This window comes from Streptomyces lichenis (assembly GCF_023218175.1).
GTDB lineage: Bacteria > Actinomycetota > Actinomycetes > Streptomycetales > Streptomycetaceae > Streptomyces > Streptomyces lichenis.
Window position 1 is genome coordinate 253,608 of the sequence record NZ_JALPTH010000003.1, and the last position, 20,920, is coordinate 274,527.

The 20,920-nt window shown below is 71.5% G+C and carries 28 protein-coding genes; 12 read left to right on the plus strand and 16 right to left on the minus strand.

The features are described from left to right. Positions 1-52: 52 nt before the first annotated feature. Both M1O15_RS04770 and M1O15_RS04775 read right to left on the minus strand, forming a co-directional pair. Positions 53-1,546, minus strand: a complete 1,494-nt coding sequence (locus M1O15_RS04770; protein ID WP_308282226.1) for a methyltransferase domain-containing protein — start codon at positions 1,544-1,546, stop codon at positions 53-55. A gap of 158 nt (positions 1,547-1,704) precedes the next feature. After that, complete coding sequence (locus M1O15_RS04775) at positions 1,705-3,033, minus strand: glycosyltransferase family 39 protein (protein WP_248631916.1); 1,329 nt, start codon at positions 3,031-3,033, stop codon at positions 1,705-1,707. Between the two features lie 179 nt (positions 3,034-3,212). Here M1O15_RS04775 and M1O15_RS04780 point away from each other — a divergent pair, with 179 nt between their 5' ends. From M1O15_RS04780 to rfbD, 3 genes are read left to right on the plus strand one after another with little or no spacing between them, the layout of a single operon-like run. Next, a complete protein-coding gene (locus M1O15_RS04780) occupies positions 3,213-4,280 on the plus strand; it encodes a glucose-1-phosphate thymidylyltransferase (RefSeq protein WP_248631918.1) in 1,068 nt (355 codons plus the stop codon). Beyond that, positions 4,277-5,287, plus strand: coding sequence for a dTDP-glucose 4,6-dehydratase (gene rfbB / locus M1O15_RS04785; protein ID WP_248631920.1), 1,011 nt, complete (start codon positions 4,277-4,279; stop codon positions 5,285-5,287). The genes M1O15_RS04780 and rfbB overlap by 4 nt, the downstream gene beginning before the upstream one ends. After that, complete coding sequence (rfbD, locus tag M1O15_RS04790; protein WP_248631922.1) at positions 5,284-6,192, plus strand: dTDP-4-dehydrorhamnose reductase; 909 nt, start codon at positions 5,284-5,286, stop codon at positions 6,190-6,192. The genes rfbB and rfbD overlap by 4 nt, the downstream gene beginning before the upstream one ends. On the opposite strand, the gene M1O15_RS04795 is transcribed toward rfbD, so the two are convergent. Beyond that, entirely contained in the window at positions 6,156-7,397 is a 1,242-nt protein-coding gene (locus tag M1O15_RS04795) for an FAD-dependent monooxygenase (RefSeq protein ID WP_248631924.1), read from the minus strand. The genes rfbD and M1O15_RS04795 overlap by 37 nt on opposite strands. A gap of 145 nt (positions 7,398-7,542) precedes the next feature. On the opposite strand from M1O15_RS04795, the gene M1O15_RS04800 reads away from it, so the two are divergent. Beyond that, positions 7,543-8,046, plus strand: a complete 504-nt coding sequence (locus M1O15_RS04800; protein ID WP_248631926.1) for a MarR family winged helix-turn-helix transcriptional regulator — start codon at positions 7,543-7,545, stop codon at positions 8,044-8,046. Here M1O15_RS04800 and M1O15_RS04805 read toward each other — a convergent pair. The 3 genes from M1O15_RS04805 to M1O15_RS04815 are packed head-to-tail and all read right to left on the minus strand — an operon-like array spanning position 8,043 to position 9,372. Further along, entirely contained in the window at positions 8,043-8,279 is a 237-nt protein-coding gene (locus tag M1O15_RS04805) for a DUF397 domain-containing protein (protein ID WP_248631928.1), read from the minus strand. The genes M1O15_RS04800 and M1O15_RS04805 overlap by 4 nt on opposite strands. Then, complete coding sequence (locus tag M1O15_RS04810) at positions 8,276-8,521, minus strand: DUF397 domain-containing protein (protein ID WP_248631929.1); 246 nt, start codon at positions 8,519-8,521, stop codon at positions 8,276-8,278. Before M1O15_RS04810 ends, M1O15_RS04805 begins: the two co-directional genes overlap by 4 nt. After that, complete coding sequence (locus M1O15_RS04815; protein WP_248631930.1) at positions 8,518-9,372, minus strand: helix-turn-helix domain-containing protein; 855 nt, start codon at positions 9,370-9,372, stop codon at positions 8,518-8,520. Before M1O15_RS04815 ends, M1O15_RS04810 begins: the two co-directional genes overlap by 4 nt. A gap of 173 nt (positions 9,373-9,545) precedes the next feature. On the opposite strand from M1O15_RS04815, the gene M1O15_RS04820 reads away from it, so the two are divergent. Continuing rightward, complete coding sequence (locus M1O15_RS04820) at positions 9,546-9,989, plus strand: ATP-binding protein (RefSeq protein WP_248631931.1); 444 nt, start codon at positions 9,546-9,548, stop codon at positions 9,987-9,989. 280 nt (positions 9,990-10,269) lie between these two features. Here M1O15_RS04820 and M1O15_RS04825 read toward each other — a convergent pair whose 3' ends face one another. Beyond that, positions 10,270-10,794, minus strand: a complete 525-nt coding sequence (locus M1O15_RS04825; protein ID WP_248631932.1) for a hypothetical protein — start codon at positions 10,792-10,794, stop codon at positions 10,270-10,272. A 1-nt stretch (position 10,795) separates the two neighbouring features. Further along, positions 10,796-11,554 carry a hypothetical protein gene (locus M1O15_RS04830; protein ID WP_248631943.1) on the minus strand — a complete coding sequence of 253 codons (759 nt, stop codon included), beginning with the start codon at positions 11,552-11,554 and terminating at the stop codon, positions 10,796-10,798. 457 nt (positions 11,555-12,011) lie between these two features. On the opposite strand from M1O15_RS04830, the gene M1O15_RS04835 reads away from it, so the two are divergent. Genes M1O15_RS04835 through M1O15_RS04855 form a run of 5 tightly spaced genes read left to right on the plus strand, consistent with a single transcriptional unit; the run spans position 12,012 to position 13,950 of the window. After that, positions 12,012-12,428: a lasso peptide biosynthesis B2 protein gene (locus M1O15_RS04835; protein WP_248631944.1), complete on the plus strand. Its 417-nt coding sequence runs from the start codon at positions 12,012-12,014 to the stop codon at positions 12,426-12,428. 2 nt (positions 12,429-12,430) lie between these two features. Continuing rightward, positions 12,431-12,997, plus strand: coding sequence for a GNAT family N-acetyltransferase (locus M1O15_RS04840; protein WP_248631945.1), 567 nt, complete (start codon positions 12,431-12,433; stop codon positions 12,995-12,997). 15 nt (positions 12,998-13,012) lie between these two features. Beyond that, a complete protein-coding gene (locus M1O15_RS31795; RefSeq protein ID WP_372499344.1) occupies positions 13,013-13,240 on the plus strand; it encodes an ATP-binding protein in 228 nt (75 codons plus the stop codon). An 18-nt stretch (positions 13,241-13,258) separates the two neighbouring features. Then, a complete protein-coding gene (locus M1O15_RS04850) occupies positions 13,259-13,552 on the plus strand; it encodes an ArsR/SmtB family transcription factor (protein ID WP_248631946.1) in 294 nt (97 codons plus the stop codon). Next, positions 13,549-13,950 carry a VOC family protein gene (locus M1O15_RS04855; RefSeq protein WP_248631947.1) on the plus strand — a complete coding sequence of 134 codons (402 nt, stop codon included), beginning with the start codon at positions 13,549-13,551 and terminating at the stop codon, positions 13,948-13,950. The genes M1O15_RS04850 and M1O15_RS04855 overlap by 4 nt, the downstream gene beginning before the upstream one ends. Before the next feature lie 14 nt (positions 13,951-13,964). Here M1O15_RS04855 and M1O15_RS04860 read toward each other — a convergent pair whose 3' ends face one another. From M1O15_RS04860 to M1O15_RS04870, 3 genes are all read right to left on the minus strand, one after another. After that, positions 13,965-14,306: a VOC family protein gene (locus M1O15_RS04860; protein WP_248631948.1), complete on the minus strand. Its 342-nt coding sequence runs from the start codon at positions 14,304-14,306 to the stop codon at positions 13,965-13,967. A gap of 38 nt (positions 14,307-14,344) precedes the next feature. After that, complete coding sequence (locus M1O15_RS04865; RefSeq protein WP_248631949.1) at positions 14,345-14,503, minus strand: hypothetical protein; 159 nt, start codon at positions 14,501-14,503, stop codon at positions 14,345-14,347. An 80-nt stretch (positions 14,504-14,583) separates the two neighbouring features. Next, positions 14,584-15,048, minus strand: coding sequence for a hypothetical protein (locus M1O15_RS04870; RefSeq protein WP_248631950.1), 465 nt, complete (start codon positions 15,046-15,048; stop codon positions 14,584-14,586). Positions 15,049-15,166: 118 nt separating this feature from the next. On the opposite strand from M1O15_RS04870, the gene M1O15_RS04875 reads away from it, so the two are divergent. Further along, positions 15,167-16,210, plus strand: a complete 1,044-nt coding sequence (locus tag M1O15_RS04875) for a YihY/virulence factor BrkB family protein (protein ID WP_248631951.1) — start codon at positions 15,167-15,169, stop codon at positions 16,208-16,210. A 167-nt stretch (positions 16,211-16,377) separates the two neighbouring features. Here the strand turns inward: M1O15_RS04875 and M1O15_RS04880 are convergent, their stop codons facing one another. Further along, on the minus strand, positions 16,378-17,274 hold the full coding sequence (locus M1O15_RS04880) for an NADP-dependent oxidoreductase (protein WP_248631999.1): 897 nt from the start codon (positions 17,272-17,274) through the stop codon (positions 16,378-16,380). 87 nt (positions 17,275-17,361) lie between these two features. Between M1O15_RS04880 and M1O15_RS04885 the strand changes: the two genes are divergently transcribed. After that, a complete protein-coding gene (locus tag M1O15_RS04885; RefSeq protein ID WP_248631952.1) occupies positions 17,362-17,946 on the plus strand; it encodes a TetR/AcrR family transcriptional regulator in 585 nt (194 codons plus the stop codon). A 38-nt stretch (positions 17,947-17,984) separates the two neighbouring features. Here M1O15_RS04885 and M1O15_RS04895 read toward each other — a convergent pair whose 3' ends face one another. The 4 genes from M1O15_RS04895 to M1O15_RS04910 form a co-directional block, all read right to left on the minus strand. Continuing rightward, positions 17,985-18,863, minus strand: a complete 879-nt coding sequence (locus M1O15_RS04895) for a calcium-binding protein (protein WP_282576272.1) — start codon at positions 18,861-18,863, stop codon at positions 17,985-17,987. Between the two features lie 220 nt (positions 18,864-19,083). After that, positions 19,084-19,833 (minus strand): hypothetical protein, encoded by a 750-nt coding sequence (locus tag M1O15_RS04900; RefSeq protein ID WP_248631953.1) that lies wholly within the window; start codon positions 19,831-19,833, stop codon positions 19,084-19,086. A 211-nt stretch (positions 19,834-20,044) separates the two neighbouring features. Further along, positions 20,045-20,299, minus strand: coding sequence for a hypothetical protein (locus tag M1O15_RS04905; RefSeq protein WP_248631954.1), 255 nt, complete (start codon positions 20,297-20,299; stop codon positions 20,045-20,047). 165 nt (positions 20,300-20,464) lie between these two features. Beyond that, positions 20,465-20,671 carry a hypothetical protein gene (locus tag M1O15_RS04910; RefSeq protein ID WP_248631955.1) on the minus strand — a complete coding sequence of 69 codons (207 nt, stop codon included), beginning with the start codon at positions 20,669-20,671 and terminating at the stop codon, positions 20,465-20,467. Positions 20,672-20,920 lie beyond the last annotated feature (249 nt).

The following is a 20,920-nucleotide window of genomic DNA, read 5'->3' on the forward strand; positions in this document are numbered from 1 at the left end:
GGGCCCCGCGCTGGCGCCGGCCCCGTCGGCCTCCGTAACGGGACCGGCTCCGTCAGACCCGGGTGGAAGGGCGGGCGCGGTCCTCGGGGACGTACTGGCGGTTGAGGACGTCCTGGACATCGATGTGCTCCCCAGCGATGAGCGTGCGGGCCGCATGCGGGGTGAGCAGTGCGACGTACTGGTAGCCGAAGAGGGTCGGCCGGAGGCGGGTCAGCAGTGCGGACGCGCCGCTCAGCGCGGTGGCCGCGGGGCCGCCGCCGAGCACGGACCAGAAGGGCGCGCCGGTGGCGCCGAGCGAGAGCACGTCGTACCCGGCGGAGCGGACGGTGCGGCGCAGGCTGGCGCGGCTGAAGAAGCGCAGATGGGTCTCGTCCAGGATGCCGCGCCGGTCGTAGTCGAACGCGCCGAGGGCGACCCGCAGCCGCGAGTACCAGTGGCCGAAGTTGGGGACGGAGAGCAGGACGCGCCCGTCGGGGCGCAGCACGCCGCGCAGTTCGGCGAGGAGCCGTTCGGGGCGGGAGACGTGTTCGACGACGTCCCCGGCGACCACGTAGTCGTAGCCGCCGCCGACCGCCGCCGGGAGCCCGTCCTCCAGGTCGGCCAGGTGGAAGCCGCCGGAGCAGCGGGCCTTCACCCCGTCGATCTCGACGCAGTCGACACCGGTGACGGTGTGGCCGAGGGCTTCCAGGCGTTCGGCGAAGAGGCCGCCGGAGCAGCCGACGTCCAGCACCCGGCCGGGCGGGAGGCGCCGCAGGGCGGCGAGGATGACGGCGTGCGAGGAGCCGTCGCCCTCCTTGAAGGCGTACGCGGCGGGCTTGGGGATCCAGTCGCAGGTGCCGAAGCCCTTCTTCGCGAGCCGGTACTCCACCACGTCCTTGACCACGTCCTTGGCGTACCGCATCCCGTTGACGTAGCAGATCTCGTCGCCGTAGTAGGTGGGGATGGGAATCTCGCGGATGCGCATCCCGGCGTCGGCGAGCTGGACGATGATCTGGGTGTCGAAGTCGAAGTCGTCGGTGTTGCGCTCGATGGGCAGGCGGCGCAGGGCGTCGACCCGGTAGGCGCGGTAGCCGGAGTGGAACTCGGTGAGCTCGGAGCCGAGCAGGCCGTTCTCCAGCCGGGTGAGCACCCGGTTGCCGAGCCACTTGTAGAGCGGCATCCCACCGCGCAGGGCGTCGCCGGGGCGCATCATCCGGGAGCCGAAGACGGCCTCGCATTCGCCGCGGACCAGGGGTTCGACCATCTGCGGCAGCATCTCGGGGGCGTACTGCCCGTCGCCGTGGAGCAGGACGACGATGTCGAGGCCGCGTTCGGCGGCGAGCCGGTAGCCGGCCTTCTGGTTGCCGCCGTAGCCGAGGTTCTTGGTGTGCCGCATGACCACGGTCGGCGGCATGCCGTCCAGTTGGGACCAGCGGGTGCCGGCGGTGAAGGTGGCGTCGTGGCTGGCGTCGTCGAGGATGAGGATCTCGGCGATGCGGGGGCGGAAGTCGGCGGGGATGCGGTCGAGGGTGCGTTCGAGGGTGGTCTCGGCGTTGTACGCGACCACCAGGATGCCGATGCGGGGTTCGGCCGTGCCCGGGGCGGCGGGCCCACCGGGGCCCTGGAGTGCTGCCTCGGTGCTGCTGCGGCTGCCCGGGACGTGGCCCTCGGTGGGCGTGGCCCCGGTTCCGCCGACTCCGGCGTGGACTTCGGTCACGGTCTTCCTCACTCTCCGGTGGGGCTGGTACGGGTCAGGGGGTGGTCGTGAGCCCGGGCATGGGGCGGCGCGGGAACGCGCGGGTGTGAGCCGGGGAGGTGGGGCTCGTACGGGGCCCAGGCCGTGCCGCCGCGCCGCCGGGCCCGTACGGCGTCCCGCAACGCGTCACAGAAGACATCCCGTAGTCCGGCCGCCGCTGCCGCGCGTACCGCCGCCGGGAGCAGCGCGGAGACGACGCAGGCCGCCAGCACCGCCCACCCGAGGGCCCCGAAGGCCATCTCGGTGGTGGTCCAGTGGACGGGGCGCTGCCCGGAGTAGACGGAGGCGGTGACCGCGCCGACGGTGATCCCGTACGCCAGGCCCTGCCAGAGCCCGATGACGAAGAGTCCGGCGGCGGGCCAGGCGAGGTACTGGACGCCGGAGGCGGTGGAGAGCAGCAGGAGCAGGGCGAGGGTGACGGCGACGGCGTACGGGGTGTCGGCGGGGCGCCGCCAGGCGAGCCAGACGCCGACGGCCATGATCGCGGCGACGATCAGCCAGTGCCCCTCGCCGCGCAGCAGCTGGACGTACGGTTCGGGCACCCCGCCCCAGCGGGCGAACCTGACGATGCCCCAGAAGCTGAAGTTCCCGCCCGCGTATTCGAGGACGTTGGCCTTCAGCCCGCCGGGGACCAGGAGCAGCGGCGGGCCCCAGACCAGCGCGAACAGTGCCCCGGAGCCGACGGTGAACCGGGCCAGGGCCCGGCGTCCGCCCAGCCGCCAGGCGGCCGCGAAGAGCAGCGGCACGGCGACGATGGGGATGAGTTTGACGCTGACGCAGAGGGTGGCGGCGAGCCCGGCGGCGAGCGGCATCCTCCGGTCGACCAGCAGCCAGGCGGCGGCGAAGGCGAACATCACGGCGACCGAGTCGGTGTTGCCGTGGTAGCCGCTGGTGGCGACCAGGACCGGGCAGAGGGCGGCGCCGAGGGCGCACAGCACGGCGGTACGCAGTGAGGCGCGCCGCCGGACGATGGCGTACACCAGCAGCACGGTGACCAGGTCGGCGAGGCAGGCCGGGAAGCGGATCAACGGCCGCCAGGGGACGTGCAGCTGGGCCAGCTTCTCCATCACCAGCAGCATCCAGCTCGCCAGCGGCGGGTGGTTGTAGACCGGTAGCCAGGGCAGCGGCTCGGCGTAGACGCGGACCGGGTCGGTGCGGGCGATGGCCCGGGCGAATCCCCAGAAGAAGCGTACGTCGGCGGGCCCCCGGGTCTGGGCGGCCAGGGCCATCTTGGCGAGGAACGCGGCCGTCGCGACTCCGGCGACCAGGAGCCACGCCCTACGCTCAGATCCGGACATAACTGACATTCGGCCGTTCATGGTGCGAACGTAGCAATAACAACGGCATACCAACGGCACCACGCGGTGCCGCGAGCGAGCCCCTACGAACCACCACCCATAAACACACTTAACCCATAAACACACATCACGCCGATCACGCGACGGCCCACCCGGTGGCCAGGGCAGGCAGGCAAGCAGTGAAAGCACTCGTACTCTCCGGCGGCGCGGGCACCCGGCTGCGCCCCATCACCCACACCTCGGCCAAGCAGCTCGTCCCGGTCGCCAACAAGCCGGTGCTCTTCTACGGCCTGGAGGCCATCGCCGCCGCCGGGATCCGCGAGGTCGGGATCATCGTCGGGGACACCGCCGAGGAGATCCGGGCCGCCGTCGGCGACGGCTCCCGCTTCGGGCTGGAGGTCACCTACCTCCCGCAGGCCGCCCCGCTGGGACTGGCCCACGCGGTGCTGATCGCCCGGGACTTCCTCGGCGAGGACGACTTCGCGATGTACCTCGGGGACAACTTCGTGGTCGGCGGGATCACCGACCTGGTGCGGGAGTTCCGCGCCACCCGCCCGGACGCCCGCATCCTGCTCACCAAGGTCCCCGACCCGCGCGCCTTCGGCGTCGCCGAACTGGACCTGGAGGGGCGGGTGGTGCGGCTGGAGGAGAAGCCCGCCGCCCCGCGCAGCGACCTCGCCCTGGTCGGGGTCTACCTCTTCAGTCCGGCGATCCACCAGGCCGTCCGCGCCATCTCCCCTTCCCCGCGCGGGGAGTTGGAGATCACCGACGCGCTTCAGTGGCTGATCGACCACCGGCGCACGGTGACCTCCACCATCGTCTCCGGCTACTGGAAGGACACCGGCAACGTCGCCGACATGCTGGAGGTCAACCGGAGCGTGCTGGAGCTGCTTCCCCCCTCGAACGAAGGCACGGTGGACGCCGCCACGGAGATCATCGGCCGGGTGTCGATCGGCGCCGGGGCCACCGTGCGCGGCTCGCGGATCGTCGGCCCGGTGGTCATCGGCGCGGGCTCCACCGTCGCCAACTCCTACATCGGCCCGTCCACCTCGATCGCCGAGGACTGCCGGATCACCGACAGCGAGATCGAGTACTCCATCGTCCTCAGCGGCTCCAGTGTGCACGGCGTGGGGCGGGTCGAAGCCTCCCTCATCGGGCGTAACGTCGAAATCACCCCCGCTCCCCCCATCCCGGCCGCACACCGGCTGGTCCTGGGCGACCACAGCAAGGTGCAGATCTCCTCATGACCCTCCCTGAGAAGTCCCGATCCCGCGTTCTGGTCACCGGCGGCGCCGGATTCATCGGCTCGCACTACGTCCGGACCCTGCTCGGCCCCACCGGCCCGGATGACGTCTCCGTCACCGTCCTGGACCGCCTCACCTACGCCGGCAACCGGGCCAACCTCGCCCCCGTCGCCGACCACCCCGCCCTCACCTTCGTCCACGGCGACATCCGCGACGCCGACCTGGTGGACCGCCTCGCCGCCGACCACGACGACCTGGTCCACTTCGCCGCCGAGTCCCACGTGGACCGCTCGATCCTGGGCGCGGCGGAGTTCGTCCGCACCAACGTCCTCGGCACCCAGACCCTCCTGGACGCGGCCCTGCGCCACCGGATGCGCGCCTTCGTCCACATCTCCACCGACGAGGTGTACGGCTCCATCGACACCGGCTCCTGGACCGAGTCCGAGCCGCTGGCCCCCAACTCCCCCTACGCCGCCTCCAAGGCCTCCGCCGACCTGCTCGCCCTCGCCTACCACCGCACCCACGGCCTGGACGTCCGCGTCACCCGCTGCTCCAACAACTACGGGCCGTACCAGTTCCCCGAGAAGGTCATCCCGCTGTTCACCACCCGTCTGCTGGAGGGCGGCACGGTCCCGCTCTACGGCGACGGCTCGAACGTCCGGGACTGGCTGCACGTGGACGACCATGTCCGGGCGGTGGAGGCGGTACGGGTACGGGGCCGGGCGGGCGAGGTCTACAACATCGGCGGCGGCACCGAGCTGACCAACCGCGAGCTGACCACCCTGCTCGTCGGCGCCTGCGGCGCGGACTGGTCCCAGGTGGTCCACGTCGAGGACCGCAAGGGCCATGACCGCCGCTACTCGGTGGACTGGACGAAGATCCGCGAGGAGCTGGACTACCGCCCCGGCACGGACTTCGCCAAGGGCCTGGCCGAGACGGTCGCCTGGTACCGGCGCCACCGCGACTGGTGGGGCCCGCTGCTGACCCGTCCGGCGGAGGCTTCCCGATGAGCTGGCTGGTCACCGGCGCCTCCGGAATGCTCGCCCGGGACGTCCTCGCCGCGCTCGCCCCCCTCGGCGAGGACGCGGTGGCCCTGGACCGCACCGCCCTCGACCTCACCGACGCGCCGGCCGTACGGGCAGCTGTAGCGGCCCTCCGCCCCCACCAGGTCGTCAACTGCGCCGCCTGGACGGCCGTGGACGACGCCGAGTCCCGGGAGCCGGAGGCGCTGGCGGTCAACGGCACGGCGGTACGCCATCTGGCCGCCGCCTGCGCCGAGTCCGGCGCGACCCTGGTGCACCTCTCCACCGACTACGTCTTCGCGGGCGACGCCACCGCCCCCTACCCGGAGTCCGCCGCGCCCGCGCCCCGCTCCGCCTACGGCCGCACCAAGCTGGTGGGCGAACGGGCGGTACGCGACCTACTGCCCGAGCGCGGCTACGTACTCCGTACCGCCTGGCTGTACGGGGCCGGGGGCCGGAACTTCGTCCGCACCATGCTCGACCTGGAGCGGGCCCGCCCCTACGTGGACGTGGTCACCGACCAGGTCGGCCAGCCCACCTGGACCGCCGACCTGGCCGGGCAGCTGATCGCCCTGGCCCGCTCCGGCGCGCCCGGCGGGATCTACCACGGCACCGCCTCGGGCCAGGCGTCCTGGTACGAGCTGGCCCGCGAGGTGTTCCGCCTGGCCGGCGCCGACCCGGACCGGGTCCGCCCCACCACGAGCGACGCCTACCCGCGCCCCGCCGCCCGCCCGGCCTACAGCGTCCTCGGCCACGCCCGCTGGGCGGAAGCCGGGCTCGCGCCGCTACGGGACTGGCGGGAGGCGCTGGCGGAGGCGGTCCCAGCGATGCGGGCGGCGCCCCCGGCCGGGGCCGCTCAGTCCCCCGCCACCGCTCCGATCGCCTCCGCGTAGTCGGGCAGCACCAGCCCCGAGTGCGCCGCGCGCCCCTCCTCCGCCCCCTCCGTCACCAGCCCGCTCGCAGCGGACCCCCGTCCCCTCAACACCGCGTTACGGGCATCGAGCTGCTCCCGCGTCGTCGGCGTCACCACCGTGCCCCCGGCGTCGGCCAAGGCCTGGTTGCGCTCGGCGAAGGGCCGCATCCGCTCCTCGTACGCCACGAAGGCCGCGCCATGGTCGTCGTGCACGGCCAGCTCCCCCGCCAGGATGTACGCCCCCACCAGCGCGACGCTCGACCCCTGGCCGGAGAGGAACGAGGTCGCGTGCGCCGCGTCGCCCGCCAGCGCGACCCGGCCACGCGACCAGGCGGGCAGGTGTATCTGGCTCACCACGTCGAAGAACAGGTCGTCGGCCTCCCGCATCGCCGCCACCAGGCGCGGTACGTGCCACCCCTGGTACGGGAAGCTCTCCGCGACCAGGTCGCGCTGCGCCTTCGGGTCCCGGAACGCCTCGAACGGCGGGTCCTCCCGGGCGAAGGTGAGGAAGCCGTGCACCGGCTCGGACGGCTCATGGGCGTAGAGGGCCGCGGTGCGCCCCGGCTCGTTCCAGACGCGCGCCTCATGGGCGAGCCCGAACTCGTTCGGCAGGGTGAAGCCGGCGAAGACATGCCCGAGGTAGTGATGGAAGGGCTCCTCGGGACCGAGCACCAGCCGACGGGTGTTCGAATGCAGCCCGTCCGCGCCGATCACCAGGTCGAAGCGGCGTCGGACCCCGCTGTCCAGCACGACCTCTACCCCTTCCCCGTCCTCCTCCAACGCGGCGATCGAGTCGCGGAACAGGAACTCCACCCGGTCCCGCAGCGGGGTGTGGAGCGCGTCGGCCAGGTCCCCGCGCCGGACCTCCAGGTCCAGCCCGGCGTGCCCGCCGGTCACCTGCTCCGGTTCGAACGAGCCGATCACCTCGCCCTCCACGTCCACGAAGGTGATCCGCTGGGTGCCGACATGCGCCTCGCGCAGACGCGGCAGCAGCCCCATCCGATCCACCACCTCCCGGGCGGTGCCCCGGATGTCCACCGCGTACCCCCCTCCCCGCACGGCGGCGGCCTTCTCCACGACGGTCACCTCGAAGCCGTACCGGTCGAGCCAGTAGGCGAGCGCCGGCCCCGCGATGCTGGCCCCGGAGATGAGCACGCGGCGGTCGTTTCGAGGTGTACGCGGCATGATGTGACCCCTTCCGCCGAGCCAGGCCCGGCACCAGATACGTACCTTAGGTATCCTTCTGACGGCCGCACCGAGCCCTTGCCCACGCCGCCGACCCCACCACCATATAGATACCTAAGTTAGGTATGCAAGAGGAGCCCGACCGATGCCCGCACCGGAACCGGATCGCCGCGAGGACCTGCTGACGGTGCTCCCCCGGATCACCCAGCTCAGCGCCGCCATCACCAAGGGGCGACTGGTCGAGCGCGCCATGGAATCGGCCGCGCTGACCCTGGACCGCCCCGCCGTCGGCGTACTGCTGACCCTCCGCATGGCCGACGGGGCGCTGCGGGTCGGTGAGATCGCCGAGCGCATGCAGGTGGTGGGCCCGCACATCACCCGCCAGGTGCAGGCCCTGGAGAAGCGCGGACTGGTACGCCGCGTCGCCGACCCGCTCGACCGCCGGGCCAGCCTCATCGAGCCGACCGAGGCCGGCACGGAGGCGGTGAACCGCTATATGACCTCGGTACTGGGCTGGTTCACCGACACCCTGGCCCACTGGCCCGACCAGGACCGCGACGACCTCGCCCGCCTCCTGGGCCGCTTCGCCGACGAGGTGACGGCGCGGCTCTCACAGGAGGAGGACGAGGCGGAGGGGGCAGGCGACTAGAGCGTCGCGATGAAGGCGGACCAGGCGGTGGGGGCCACGGTGAAGGGGGTGCGGCCGGTGTCCTTGGAGTCCCGGACGTGGACGGTGGTGAGACAGGCGGCGACCTCTACGCAGTCTCCGCCGCCACCACCGCTGTAGCTGGACTTGGCCCAAGGGAGGGCCACCTCCACGCAGTTGTCACCGCCGCCACCGCTGTAACTGCTCTTGAACCAGTCGAGATACACGGCGCTCACCGCTCCCCCGCGAAGGCGGTGAAGGCCGCCCACGCCTCCGGACCGACCGAGATCGGCCGCCGTGCGGTGTCCTTGGAGTCCCGGACGTGGACGGAGGTGGGGCAGGCGGCGACCTCCACGCAGTCCCCGCCGCCCGCACCGCTATAACTGGACTTGGCCCAGGAAAGGGCCACCTCGACGCAGTTGCCACCGCCTGCGCCGCTGTAGCTGCTCTTGAACCAGTCGAGTTCCGTGGTGCTCATAGCGCTCCTCGCATCTGCTCCAGCAGGCTCCGGGAGGCCTCGGGGCTCAGAGCCTGTGAGCGCATCTTGCCATAGCGCTGCAGCATGCAACTGACCGTTTTGGGTTCGGTGATGAGGGTGCCGGTGTCGTGCGCTTCGGTGTAACCGAGCCACTGGTGGTCCGGCAGTTCAGCCAGGCACATGGGCCCCTCGAAGCCCTGGTGTTCGACCGCGTTCTTCGGCATGACCTGGATCTCGATGTTGGGTTGCGCGCCCCGCTCCAGCAGAGTGTTCAGCAGGTCCCGGGTCACCTCGGGGCCGCCGAAGCCGCGCTCGATCAGCGCCTCCTCGATGATGAAGCTGAACTGCGTGTCGAGTCGGGCGTCGAGCAGTTGCTGTCGCTTGAGTCGACCTTCCAGCCGCTCGTCCATCTCCACCTGACTCAGGCCTGGAATGCCTTGCCGTAGAACCTCCCGGAGAAAGGACTCCGGCTGCAGCAGTCCCGGAATGACGGCACAGTCGTAGGTGTACAGCGACACCGCCGCCTCTTCGATCGCGGCCCATGCCTGGAACCAGGACGCCAGCCCCACCTTGCGCTTGAGCCCCTTGGCGGCGGCCGCGAGCACCCGAGCAGGACCCGGCCCCAGGCTGTTCCTCACCCTTGAGATCAGGTCTTCCGGCGGGAAGCGCCTACCCTGCTCGATCTTGGCGATGTACGACACGGAGTACCGCACCAACGGCTCGAACTGCTCGCGCGTGTGACCGGCTTCCTCCCTTAACGCCTTCAGCACCGCGCCGAAAGTGCGCAGGGCCTCCGGGGGTTCCGGTTCGCCCTGGGCGCGCCACGCCTCGCCGTCGTTCTCCGCCGTCATGGGTGGGCCCGCCTTTCCGCGCAGGGGAGGCGCGACCTACCCGATCACCTCAGCCGCGCCGCCCCATGCTCACGCACCGTCACGCACACAGTCCATAGGGTCAGCAGACACAAACGGATCTGTGTCTCCGCCGTCCCTCCCGACCAGCGCATCCACCCCACCACGCTGACCGCATGGCACACACTGAGACCCAACCCCCGGTCACCGTACGTACGTTCGCTCAGCGATTCTCCTCCACCCGCCGGGGCGCCCGCCTCGCCCGGCTGCTGACCGCGCACCAACTCACCGAGTGGGGCGTGCCGCGCGGGGCGTACGGGTTCGACGGCGCGACGCTCGTCGTGGCGGAGCTGGCGTCCAACGCCGTACTGCACGGGCGCGTCCCCGGGCGGGACTTCGCGCTGCGGCTGGTGTACGAGGAGCCGTCGGCCCGGCTCCGTATCGAGGTGGCGGACACCCACGAAGGGCGCCCGGCACCCCGTACCGATCCGGAGGAAGTCCACGGCCACGGGCTGGCGCTGGTCGCGGCGCTGAGCGAGCGGTGGGGCGTGGACGAGCGGAAGGGGCCGGGCAAGACGGTGTGGGCCGAGTGCTCGCTGCGACGGCCTGAGCACGCCTGACCGGCCCGGCGGAGCGCCCGCCGGCCAAGGCGCGGAGGGTAACCAGCCGCTCAACCTCGGTCTGCCGGTCGATACCAGGTGGTTCGCTGCGTTCCTCCGTGACAAGCGCAGCCCCCGCGACTGGGCATCGCACGTGGGCGGAAGTCGCGCCGGTGGCCGCGCAGCAGGCGCGGATGGACCGTTTCTACGCACGGCCCACCCCGCCTGATCGTCTGGTTCTGGAGCGGACGGCACAGTAGGGGCCCGACTCCATCACCGCATCCCGGCCAAGCGCCAATGCCTACTGCTTGGCGGGGGGCTCACTTGTGGCGGGTTCGCCGCGGCCCACGACCAACGACCACCGGATCGTCCTGGGAGCTCGGACGGACACCTCGCCCCCTGCCTCTGTCCCACCGACGGCGACCTGGTTGTAGGTGGTGCTCACCTGGCCCTCTTCGCACTGCAGCGGGAAGGTTACGTCCATGGGCTGAACGAGAACGTTGATCTTCCCGGCGCCCTGGCAGCGCACCGCGACGATCAGTGCCTCCCCCTTCTTGCCCTTGCCGAAATCGACAGTGCCGTTGCCGCGAGAGGCCTCCTTGCTTCCGGCGCTCGTCTCATCGGCGTCCAGCTCCGGCAGAACGTCCACCGAGGGCTGGGGCGTGGCTTCGGGGCTTGCCGTCGGCGGCTGCCCAGCCGCGGACGTGGCAGGCTTCGAAGTCTGCTGGGCGGAGGCTGCGGGGGCACTGTCCGACGTGCACGCGGTGCTGCCGGCGAGTAGCACCGCACAGGCGATGCCGAGCGGGTAGGCGGCGCGTAGGGCCATGTCACTTCTCCCAGATCGCCCAGCCCACACGGCGCGGCGTGTAGACGGTGACGTTCTTCTTCGTGCCCTTGGTGCAGTTTTGGTAGGTGTACTGGCTGTAACCGGCGCTCTTGAGTCGGTACACGCCATATCGTGCGAAGGTCGTCTTTTTCGGCGGTGTGGGGACGCTGATGGTGTTGCCGAGCTTGGCGGTGAGGGAGACGGCGAGCTCGATGCCGAACTTCGCCTCCACCTCAGCGACGACGGCGCTCGCCTTCACGCCCACCTCACCGCTGAAGGCCACCCCCACCGATCCGGTCACTTCCGAGGTGAACATGGACCGGGCGGACTGCGACGTGCCGTTGTAGTTGGCCTGCTCGCTACCAACTCCCTTGTGGTAGTCCTTCGTCTTGCTCGTCGCGGTGTACTTCCAGTGCGGCACGCAGGCCGGGGCGTGCGGAAAGTCCGACGGCTTGGGCGGGCGCGGAACCCCCAGCCCGTCACCGGAATCGGCCTCGACCGGCGGCGCAGGCGCGTCGATGGCGGGAGCATCCTCCACCAGGTCGCTCTCCTCGGGCGCGGCGGGCGGTGCGGTCTCCACCACGGCGCTTTCGGTGGACTCCGGCGTCGGCTCATCGGCGAACGCCGGGCTGCCCGTGAGCAGCACGGCGGCGGCCAGACCGGACGCCATCAGTGTTCGGTTCATGCGCATCAGGTGATCCCCCCAGAGTTGCAGATGTGGTCCAGCCGGCGCGAGAACCACCGGCATGAACTTGATCATTGCAGCGCATGGGGGCGGAACAGCAGCTTCCGCCGGAACGTTGAGCCAAAGCTGAGGTTACTCAGGGTTGACCACTACGTCTCAGCCAGTGACTGTCAAGAGCTGGCCATTTTACGACGCCGAACGTTCCACAGGAGCGGATCGACGACATGGCCCCCGCTGCTGTCCGCCCTCGATGCCGAAGCATGACTGGAGGCAGTCGAGCGCACTCCCGGAACCGAGTGGACACAGACCACATCGGCGTCGCCGGGAGCGCTGTGAGCCGTACCGACACCGTGGTCGCCCGTGCCTCTAACGCGTCAGTCCTTATCGATTACGACACGGGCACGATCGAGCTACGTCCCACCTCCGACGCGGTAACCGCCATGGGGGCGACCGTCATTGATCTTCCGGACGCGATGATGACTTGGGGGACGGTCGAACAGTCGGCGGTTCTGCCCGCCCGGCTCCGGTGCCGATGCGGTGGCGGGTCGTCGCCGTGCCGGTTGTTCTTGCCACCGCCACCACGTGGGCGGTTGGACGACGCCGGAACCGGTTCGCTCGGCTCGTCCGCCTCGCGTGCTCGGGGCGCGGCTTGCCCCCGGCCACAGCGTCACAGGCCCGCTACGCTGTGCGCGCCGTTCGCTGGGCCGCACAACTCCAGCCGATGCGTTGGGCGTGCCTGGAGGACTTTACCGCTGCCGCCTTGGTGCTGGCGGTCGCTCGACGCCGCGCCGAGTGGCGGCACGGGGTGGCTCTCGACCCCGTGCGGCTGCATGCCTGGATAGCCGACGCGGACGGAGCCCCGGTCGAGGAGCCGGCAGACACCGCGCTGTATCACCCCACCTGCACACCGGACGGGCCCGGACCGGCACGGGCCACCAGGGAGGTATGACCATGAGTGACCCGCACATCCTGCTGAACGGCGAAACGCTCGCCCTCGCGATGCCCCGCCAGGACATGCTGCCGATGTACCACGCCTGGGAGAACGACCCGCGGACGATCCTCGGGTACGGAAACCAGTGGCCGCAGTCCTGGGAAGTACGCGCCGCCGGCTACGAGCGCCAGCGCGGAAACGAGCGCTACCAGCAGTTCGAGGTGGTGCGACTGGACGACGGTGTGCCCCTGGGACTGACGATCCTGGAAGTCAACACCTACAGCCGTACGGCCGAGTTCGTGATCGTCCTCGCCCCCGAGGAGCGCGGGAAGGGGTACGCCACGGAGGCGGCACGCCTGACGCTGGACTGGGCGTTTCACCTGGCCCACCTGCGCATGGTCTGGCTCAAGGTGCTGGAGCCCAACGCGGCCGGAGTCAGCGCGTACGAGAAGGCGGGCTTCCGTCCCTCCGGACGGCTCCGCCAGTCGGGATACTGGCTCGGCAAGCCCGTGGACGAACTGATCATGGACGCGCTGGCCGAGGAGTTCCCCGGCCCGTCCGCCGTGAGCGCCGCCGTCGAGCGCTGACCGTTCGCGACAGGCGTGGCGCTCGTCGTGGCGGAGCTGGCGTCCAACGCCGTCCTGCACGGGCGCGTCCCTGGACGGGACTCCGCGCTGCGGCTGGTGTACGAGGAGCCGTCGGCCCGGCTCCGTACCGAGGTGGCGGACACCCGTGGAGGGCGCCCGGCACCCCGTACCGACCGGGAGGAAGTCCAAGACGGTGTGGGCCGAGTGCTCGCTGCGACGGCGGGGACGATAGGCAAGTGTTGACTTGCCTATCATGGGCTCATGGCGGAGGATGTTTTCAAGGCCCTGGTCGACCCCACCCGCCGGCGCATCCTCGATGAGCTGGTGGAACGGGACGGCCAGACGCTGTTCGAGATCTGCGGTCGGCTGGCGATGAAGCACGGCCTGGGGCTGTCCCGGCAGGCGGTGAGCCAGCACCTGGCCGTGCTCGAATCTGCCGATCTGGTCCGCACGCGGCGCCAGGGCCGCTACAAGTACCACGACCTGAACACCGAGCCCCTGGAGCGCATCGCGACGCGGTGGCTCAGGCCCGACGCACCGGAGAAGTCCCCATGAGAATCCATCTGACCAGTATCTTCGTCGACGACCAGGCCAAGGCCCTGGACTTCTACACCGGGGTCCTCGGCTTCGTGAAGAAGAACGACGTCCCGGTGGGCGAGCAGGACCGGTGGCTGACCGTTGTCTCGCCGGACGAGCCGGGCGGGGCCGAGTTGCTGCTGGAGCCCCTCGGTCACCCGGCGGCCAGGACGTACCGCGATGCGCTGGTGCGGGACGGCATTCCGCTCGCCCAGTTCGCCGTGGACGACGTGCGGGCGGAGTACGAGCGCCTGCGCGGTCTCGGCGTCCACTTCACTCAGGAGCCGGTGGAGCTCGGCCCGGTCACCACGGCGGTGCTGGACGACACCTGCGGCAACCTCATCCAGATCGTCCACCACCAGGAGGTGGGCGGCTAGGGCCTGCCCGGCGGCTACTCGCCCGCCACGCAGAACTCGTTGCCCTCGATGTCCTGAAGGACGTTCCACGTCATCGGCCCGGCGGAGTGCTCGCCGACCATGGTGGCGCCGAGGGCGACCAGGCGGGCGACCTCGGCGTGCCGGTCCTCGGTGTGGAAGTCGACATGGACCCGGTTCTTGGACTGCCGGGGTTCGTCCACGCGCTGGAAGCCGAGGACCAGGGGCTCGGCGCCGAGGATGACGAACTCGCCGCCGAAGTCCTGGGCGATCTCCGCGTCCAGGGCCTTGGCCCACCAGGCGGCGAGCCGGCGGGGCTCGTCGCAGTCGATCGTGATCATCTTCGCGTCCAAGGTCATGCCGCCGACCCTAGCCGCCGCCGTGAGGGGCCGCCCGGTCAGGCCTCGGGGTCCCAGGCGCGGGGGCGGTCGAGCTTCTCCCACTCGGGGCGGAGGAGGGAGAGGGCGGCGAGGTCCACCGCTCCGGCGCGCCAGGTGGGTATCCGCTCGGCCTCCTCGTCCTGCTCGGTGCCGGTGCCGTCCTGGTCCTCGTTCATGGGCGGATGATAAGAGGGCATGCACCCCTGGGAACAGCGGTTTTCACTGGTCAGGGCAGGTCAGGGGTAGAGAGTGCTGGTCAGAGTCTGAAGACGCCTCGCCAGGTCCAGCCGGCGCCCAGTACGGCGTCCCGTAGCGCGTCGGTCATCTCGCGGGTGTCGAAGCGGAGCGTCTCGACTCGGTGCTTCCTGCCGTCGGGTCCCCGCTCGGTCTTCCACTGCCGGTACACCCTGAAGCCGGGGCCTTTGCCGTACTCGCGGCGGGCGGAGTCGGACGTGCCCTTCTCCCACCACTCGTGCAGCGCGAGCACCTCGTGCTCGGCCGGGACGAGACGCATGCTGACCTTGACGCGCGCGCCCATCTCCGGCAACTGGCACTCCGCCACCACGTCGGCCTTCTCCCCGGCCATGGGGTAGCGCACGCGGCAGCGCGGGGCGGGTGCGTCGAGGGAGAGGAGCAGATGGCGCACCTCCCAGTGGGTGCGCGGGGGGACGCTGGCGTCGGGGTGCCGGGTGCCCATGTACCTGTCCCACAGACGCCCCATGGCCTCCGGCTCCTCCCCGTGTCATCCGGCCGACCCCGGGTCGCCAGGCTAGACGGCCGTCCGTGAGACCACCGGCCCGACCCCGTTTCCGGGCGGGCGGTCGGGATACTCGCGGTCCATGGCTGGTACGAACACCCCGGGAAGCGGGGACGCGACGGGACGAGGCGGCAATGGGCCTTCGGACGAGGCCGGGCCCGGGCCCGCGGTGGAGGCGAACGCGCCGGACACGCCGACGGAGCTGCCGAAGCGGTCCTGGGGCGCGCTGCTGAAGCGAACCATCAAGGAGTTCCAGGACGACGAGTTGACCGACCGGGCGGCGGCGCTCACCTACTACTCGGTGCTCTCGCTCTTCCCGGCGCTGCTGGCGATGGTGTCGATCCTCGGCCTGGCGGGCGAGTCGACGGTGGACAGTGTGCTGGAAAACCTGCGGAAGCTGGCGCCCGGCCCGGCGCGGGACATCATCACCCAGGCGGTGGAGCAGCTGCGGGGCGGGGGCGGTCTCGGGTCGCTGATGGCGATCGTCGGTCTGGTGCTGGCGATCTGGTCGGCGTCCGGCTACATCGCGGCGTTCATCCGCGCCTCGAACGCGGTCTACGACCTGCCGGAGGGCCGTCCGGTGACCAAGGTGCTGCCGCTGCGGCTGGCGCTGACGGTGGTGCTGATGCTGCTGGCGGTGGCGAGCGCGCTGATCGTGGTGTTCACCGGCGGGCTGGCCCGGCGGGCGGGTGACGCGCTGGGCCTGGGCGAGACGGCCGTCACGGTGTGGTCGATCGCCAAGTGGCCGGTGCTGGTGGTCCTGGTCACGATGATGATCGCGATCCTGTACTGGGCGGCGCCCAACGCCCGGGGGCGCGGCTTCCGATGGGTGACGCCGGGCAGTGTGCTGGCCCTGCTGCTGTGGATGGTCGCCTCGGGCGGCTTCGCGGTGTACGTCGCGAACTTCGCCTCGTACAACAAGACCTACGGGACGCTCGCGGGTGTGATCGTCTTCCTGGTGTGGCTGTGGATCACCAACCTGGTCATCCTGCTGGGGCTGGAGTTCGACGCGGAGATGGCCCGGCAGCGTGCCATCGAGGGTGGGCACCCGGTCGACGCCGAGCCGTATGTCGAGCCGCGGGACACCACCAAGTGGACGGAGGAGGACCGGCGGAAGATGGGATGACGGGCTGACCGCCGGCCGGGGCCGCCGGTGGCAGCCGGCGGCCCCGGTGGCGGGACGCGGACCCGGTGACGGAGCCCGGCCCCGGTGGTGGGACGCGGAGCTGGTGACGGAGCCCGGCCCCGGTGGCGGGAAGCGGTCGCGGGACGCTGTCGCGGTCGCGGTGGAGGTCAGATGGTGATGACCCGGCGGCCGCGGGTGTGGCCCGCCTGGCTGTCGATGTGCGCCGCCGCGGCCTCGGCGAGCGGGTACGCCTTCTCGACCGGGATGTGCAGCTTCCCCCGGGCGATGAGGTCGGCGGCCTCGGCGAGTGCGGCCGGGACGCTCCCGGCCACACCGGAGAACCGCACCCCGTGCTCGGGAGCGGTGAGGTCGGCGATGGAGACCACCTTCCCCGGGTCCCCGGTCAGCCCGACCAGTTCGCGGATGACGCCCGATCCGGCCAGGTCGAGGGCCCCGTCGACGGGGCCGAGCCGCCGTACCCGCTCGACCCAGCCCTCACCGTAGGTCGTGGCGAGCGCGCCGAGGCCGCGCAGGTAGTCCTGGTTCGCGGCCCCGGCCAGGCCGATCACGGTGATGCCGCGCTCGCGGGCGATCTGCAGCACCGCCGAGCCGACTCCCCCGGACGCACCGCTGACCAGCAGCGTCTGCCCGGGCCGCACCCCCACCTCGTGGATGACGCGCAGCGCGGTCTCCACCACGGAGGGGTACCCGGCCGCCTCCTCGAACGTCAGCCCCCCGGGCATCCGGGCCCAGGCCGACAGCACGGCGAACTCGGCGTAGGTGGCGGCGCCTTCGCCGAACACCCGGTCGCCGACCGCGACCCCTTCCACGCCCTCCCCGACCTCGTCCACCACTCCGGCGGCGTCCAGGCCGACTCCGGCGGGCAGGGTGATCGGGTGGGCCCCGAGGACCTGCCCCTCGCGCAGCCTCCAGTCGACGGGGTTCACGCCCGCCGCGCGCACGGCGATACGTATCCGGCCGGGGCCCGCGTGCGGACGCTCGGCATCCTCCTCCAGACGCAGCACGTCCGGACCGCCGAACTCGGCGAAGCTCACTCTCTTCATACGGCTTGGCAGACTCATGCCGTGAACGTAACACTAACGGATAGGGTTTTGTAGTTGTTATGCTTTCGCAGCTGGTAGCGTACGGGCATGACCGTGCCGACCGGACGACGTGAGCGCAAGAAGGCCGCCACCCGCCAGAAGATCGCCGACACCGCGCTGCGGCTCTTCCTGGAGCGGGGGTACGAGGCGGTGGGCATCCGCGAGGTGGCCGCCGAGGCCGATGTGGCCGTCACCACGGTCTTCGCCCACTTCGCCGCCAAGGAGGCCCTGGTCTTCGAGCGGGACGGCGACTTCGAGCAGCGCCTCACCGAGGCGGTCACCGGGCCGGCGGGGCGGGAGGGGCTCGTTCCCGCGCTGAAGGCCGAGATCCTGGCTCAGGTGCGGCACTGCACGGCGGAGGGCGCCGCGCCGATCTGGCAGATGATCGACGACTCACCGGCGCTGCGGGAGTACGAGGCGTCGATGCGGGAGCGGCACGCGGAGTCGCTGGCCGCGGCCATCGCCGCCGGTCCCGGCCGGGACCGGAGCGCGACGGCCGGGCGGACCCTCGCGCGGTTCGCGGTCGAGGCCTTCGCGCTGGCCCGTGAGGCGGCGGATCCGGAGGCCGCGGTGGACGAGGTCTTCCGGATGATCGAGGCGGCCTGGGAGGCGGCCGGCCCCTCGGGGTCCTGAACGGACCCGGTCCGAGGGGCCGGCCCGGGTCGGTTTCCTCAGTCCTGGTGCACCTGGTTGCGGCCGGGGCCGCCGGAGAGCCGGTCGGTGCCCGGGCCGCCCCAGAGGATGTCGTCGCCGCTGTTGCCCCACAGGGTGTCGTTGCCGGCCTCCCCGTACAGCCGGTCGTTGCCCTTGCCGCCGTGGAGGACGTCGGCGCCGCCCCCGCCGCGCAGGGTGTCGTCGCCGTCCTCGCCGTGCAGGGTGTTCTCCTCGCCGGTGCCGGTCAGCGAGTCGTTGCCGGGGCCGCCGAAGCAGTCCTGGCCGCAGCGGGTGAGGGTGTCGTCGCCCGCGCCGCCGTGCGGGCCGAGGCTCAGCGGGCCGCCACCGCCGCCGTCGAGGCGGTCGTTGCCGTCGTCGCCGAAGAACACGGCGGTGTCGGAGCCCTTGATCGTGTCGTTGCCCGGGCCTCCGCTGACCCTGGCCCAGGCGTGGCTGTCCGCTCCGAGCACGGCCGAGTCGTCCTTGTCGCCGAGGTCGACCACGTAGTCGTCGGAGTCGTCGGAGTTCTGCGGGATCCCGACGGCGCAGCGCACCGTGGTGCGGTCGCCCGGCACGGGGTGCACGCACTCGTCCCAGGTCGCCGCGTCCGGGTGGATGGTGATGTCGAAGCGGTCGTGGAAGGTCAGCACGTAGAACGACGCGAACTCGGTGCGCTGCTCGATCTTCTCGTCCACCGTCAGCTGGTTCTGCTGGCCGGGGGCCGCCTGGTAGCGCAGTTCGCCGTCCTGGTGGAGGACGGAGGCCGTGGCCGCCTGGGGAGCCGACGGGGCGGCGGCGGGCGCCGCGAGGGCGGCCGGGGCCAGGGAGAGGGCGAGGGCGGAGGCCAGGGTGGCGGCAAGGGTGGTGGCGGTGGCGATGGTCCGGTGGGTGCGCATACGGAAGGGCCCTTCGGGATGACGGTGCGCCAGCGTGCTTGCGGTCATCCGGGGAGATGGCCGCGCCTGGCGGCGCCGTTGCTCCCGCGCCGGTGAACAGCGGCGGACGAAAGGGCGAACGGGGGCGGGGGGCGGGCCGGGGGCCCGTACAGCGCAGGAAGGGCCGCACCTCCGCCAGGGAGGCACGGCCCTTGCCGGTCCGTCAGGCGACGGGTCCGCGTCAGCCGTTCGCGGCGACGGTCTTGGGGTCGACCACCTCGCCGGCCGGCGGCTGCTCGACCTGGACCTTGGCGTTGTAGTCGCTGAAGGTCGCCTCGCCGGGCTGCTTGCCGCCCTCGGTGACGGACTTGAGGATGTACGGCTCGCCCTCGGTGGCGACGTACATGGTCAGCTTCTCGCCGCCGCTCTTCTCCTTGGTGAGGACCAGCGCCTCCTTGCCGTCCACCTTGGTGGTCTCACCGCGCTTCATGCCCTTGCGCGCGGACTTGTCGCTGTCCATCGCGGCGATGACGGACTGCTTGTCGCACATGCCCTGGGTGGAGTTGTCGCCCGGCTGGCTCTTCACCCACTTGTCCTGGAGCTTTCCGATGACCTTGTCGGTACCGGGCTGCCCCTGGAGCGCGGTCTGCCAGAACTTCTCATTCCCCTTGATGAAGACGGTCTGATCGGTCTGCCGGACATCGGCCTTCGCCTGCTGCATGGACATCGTGCCCGTACAGTTGTCCTTCTCGTCCACCTGGAAATCCGTGGTGATGGTCTGCGGCGCACCCTGCGGCTTCGCGGTGCCCGCGATACGGACCGAGTTCGCGTCCCGGGTCGCCTTCACGGCCTTGGCCGCGATGTCGTCCGCGCTCTGCCCGGCGAACGGCTCGTCCGAGCCCTTGTCACCGCAACCGGCGAGCCCGGTGACCCCCACGCACACCAGGGCGGCGGTAAGGACGGCGTTCCTCTTCAGCGCATTCACAGCCATGACATTCCCTCCCCGACGGAATTACTTCTTCCGCTCAGAATGATTCCCTGACTTCTATGGCGTCCCGATACCCGGGTTTCCGGGAAGGGAACGGGAAAGATCCGGACACGGAGGGGACGGGACACGGAGAATTCCAGACGCGTGACGGCGGCCGCCGTCATGGCGACCGCCGTCGGAAGAAAAGGGAAGCTCTCGGGGAAGGCCGGTTCCGTCAGATGCGGCGGCGGGCCCGGTCGCGCAGGGCGGAGGCGCGGACGACCACCGCGATGAAGAGCAGCGCGGAGGCCGCCGCCGCGTACACCCACGAGTCGGCGAAGCCCATCGCCGCGCCCAGCGCGCCGAGCAGGGCCCAGGCACCGAGGATCACGAACACACCGGTCCAGGCGATGTCCGAGACCCGACCGCGCAGTTGACCCCGCTGCACCGTCCCGCGCTCCAGGGGATCCATCGTCCCGTCAGCATGCATGGGTACCACCCTCCAGTCCTGGACGCTCGACACGCTCGGGCGTGCCCGGCGGGTGCCGTTCCGGCCAACCACCGCCGCTCGCCCGCCCCTTGGGTCTCCGTATATCCCCGACGCCTCTTGCTACGCCTGCCGAGGACAGCGCTTCGCCGGCGCCGAAGGGGGCGATCACGCCTTGCCGAAGGCGATCAGGGTGCCGTCGGCGGCCGGGGCGAGGAGCCGGCCCCGCGCCGTGGCGAGGCCGGGGACGCCGGCTTGGCCACGCTCCTGGCCGTCCGCCCGCCGGGGGCGGGGGACACCAGCGGTGTCCCCGCCACCGGAGCCGCCGCCCCGGCGTCCACCGCCGGCAGCGCCGCCGCCAGGGCGAGCGCGCACCCGGCCCCGCGCCGTGTACGCCGCGCCCCCGCGGCTCTTCCGGCCGTCGTCCCGCTCATCGAGCCCCCTCAGGATGACCGCCGCGGCGGGCGCGTCGGCCGCCGGGCGCCGGTGGGCGCCGGGGGCACCGCGCCCGCCCGTCCGCACACCACTGAGCGCACACCACTGAGCGCACCGCCCGGGATGCGGGGACGCAGACGGCCCGGAGCAGGCCGGTCCGGCCCGATGCCACCGTGGCGAATGGCCGGA

Bases quoted from the DNA above. Each gene is read 5' to 3' on its own strand.
- M1O15_RS04775 (WP_248631916.1), bottom strand. From the start codon at position 3,033: ATGTCCGGATCTGAGCGTAGGGCGTGGCTCCTGGTCGCCGGAGTCGCG.
- rfbB (WP_248631920.1), top strand. From the start codon at position 4,277: ATGACCCTCCCTGAGAAGTCCCGATCCCGCGTTCTGGTCACCGGCGGC.
- rfbD (WP_248631922.1), top strand. From the start codon at position 5,284: ATGAGCTGGCTGGTCACCGGCGCCTCCGGAATGCTCGCCCGGGACGTC.
- M1O15_RS04795 (WP_248631924.1), bottom strand. From the start codon at position 7,397: ATGCCGCGTACACCTCGAAACGACCGCCGCGTGCTCATCTCCGGGGCC.
- M1O15_RS04800 (WP_248631926.1), top strand. From the start codon at position 7,543: ATGCCCGCACCGGAACCGGATCGCCGCGAGGACCTGCTGACGGTGCTC.
- M1O15_RS04810 (WP_248631929.1), bottom strand. From the start codon at position 8,521: ATGAGCACCACGGAACTCGACTGGTTCAAGAGCAGCTACAGCGGCGCA.
- M1O15_RS04815 (WP_248631930.1), bottom strand. From the start codon at position 9,372: ATGACGGCGGAGAACGACGGCGAGGCGTGGCGCGCCCAGGGCGAACCG.
- M1O15_RS04820 (WP_248631931.1), top strand. From the start codon at position 9,546: ATGGCACACACTGAGACCCAACCCCCGGTCACCGTACGTACGTTCGCT.
- M1O15_RS04825 (WP_248631932.1), bottom strand. From the start codon at position 10,794: ATGGCCCTACGCGCCGCCTACCCGCTCGGCATCGCCTGTGCGGTGCTA.
- M1O15_RS04830 (WP_248631943.1), bottom strand. From the start codon at position 11,554: ATGATCAAGTTCATGCCGGTGGTTCTCGCGCCGGCTGGACCACATCTG.
- M1O15_RS04835 (WP_248631944.1), top strand. From the start codon at position 12,012: ATGCGGTGGCGGGTCGTCGCCGTGCCGGTTGTTCTTGCCACCGCCACC.
- M1O15_RS04840 (WP_248631945.1), top strand. From the start codon at position 12,431: ATGAGTGACCCGCACATCCTGCTGAACGGCGAAACGCTCGCCCTCGCG.
- M1O15_RS04850 (WP_248631946.1), top strand. From the start codon at position 13,259: ATGGCGGAGGATGTTTTCAAGGCCCTGGTCGACCCCACCCGCCGGCGC.
- M1O15_RS04855 (WP_248631947.1), top strand. From the start codon at position 13,549: ATGAGAATCCATCTGACCAGTATCTTCGTCGACGACCAGGCCAAGGCC.
- M1O15_RS04860 (WP_248631948.1), bottom strand. From the start codon at position 14,306: ATGACCTTGGACGCGAAGATGATCACGATCGACTGCGACGAGCCCCGC.
- M1O15_RS04865 (WP_248631949.1), bottom strand. From the start codon at position 14,503: ATGAACGAGGACCAGGACGGCACCGGCACCGAGCAGGACGAGGAGGCC.
- M1O15_RS04870 (WP_248631950.1), bottom strand. From the start codon at position 15,048: ATGGGGCGTCTGTGGGACAGGTACATGGGCACCCGGCACCCCGACGCC.
- M1O15_RS04875 (WP_248631951.1), top strand. From the start codon at position 15,167: ATGGCTGGTACGAACACCCCGGGAAGCGGGGACGCGACGGGACGAGGC.
- M1O15_RS04880 (WP_248631999.1), bottom strand. From the start codon at position 17,274: ATGAAGAGAGTGAGCTTCGCCGAGTTCGGCGGTCCGGACGTGCTGCGT.
- M1O15_RS04885 (WP_248631952.1), top strand. From the start codon at position 17,362: ATGACCGTGCCGACCGGACGACGTGAGCGCAAGAAGGCCGCCACCCGC.
- M1O15_RS04895 (WP_282576272.1), bottom strand. From the start codon at position 18,863: ATGCGCACCCACCGGACCATCGCCACCGCCACCACCCTTGCCGCCACC.
- M1O15_RS04900 (WP_248631953.1), bottom strand. From the start codon at position 19,833: ATGGCTGTGAATGCGCTGAAGAGGAACGCCGTCCTTACCGCCGCCCTG.
- M1O15_RS04905 (WP_248631954.1), bottom strand. From the start codon at position 20,299: ATGCATGCTGACGGGACGATGGATCCCCTGGAGCGCGGGACGGTGCAG.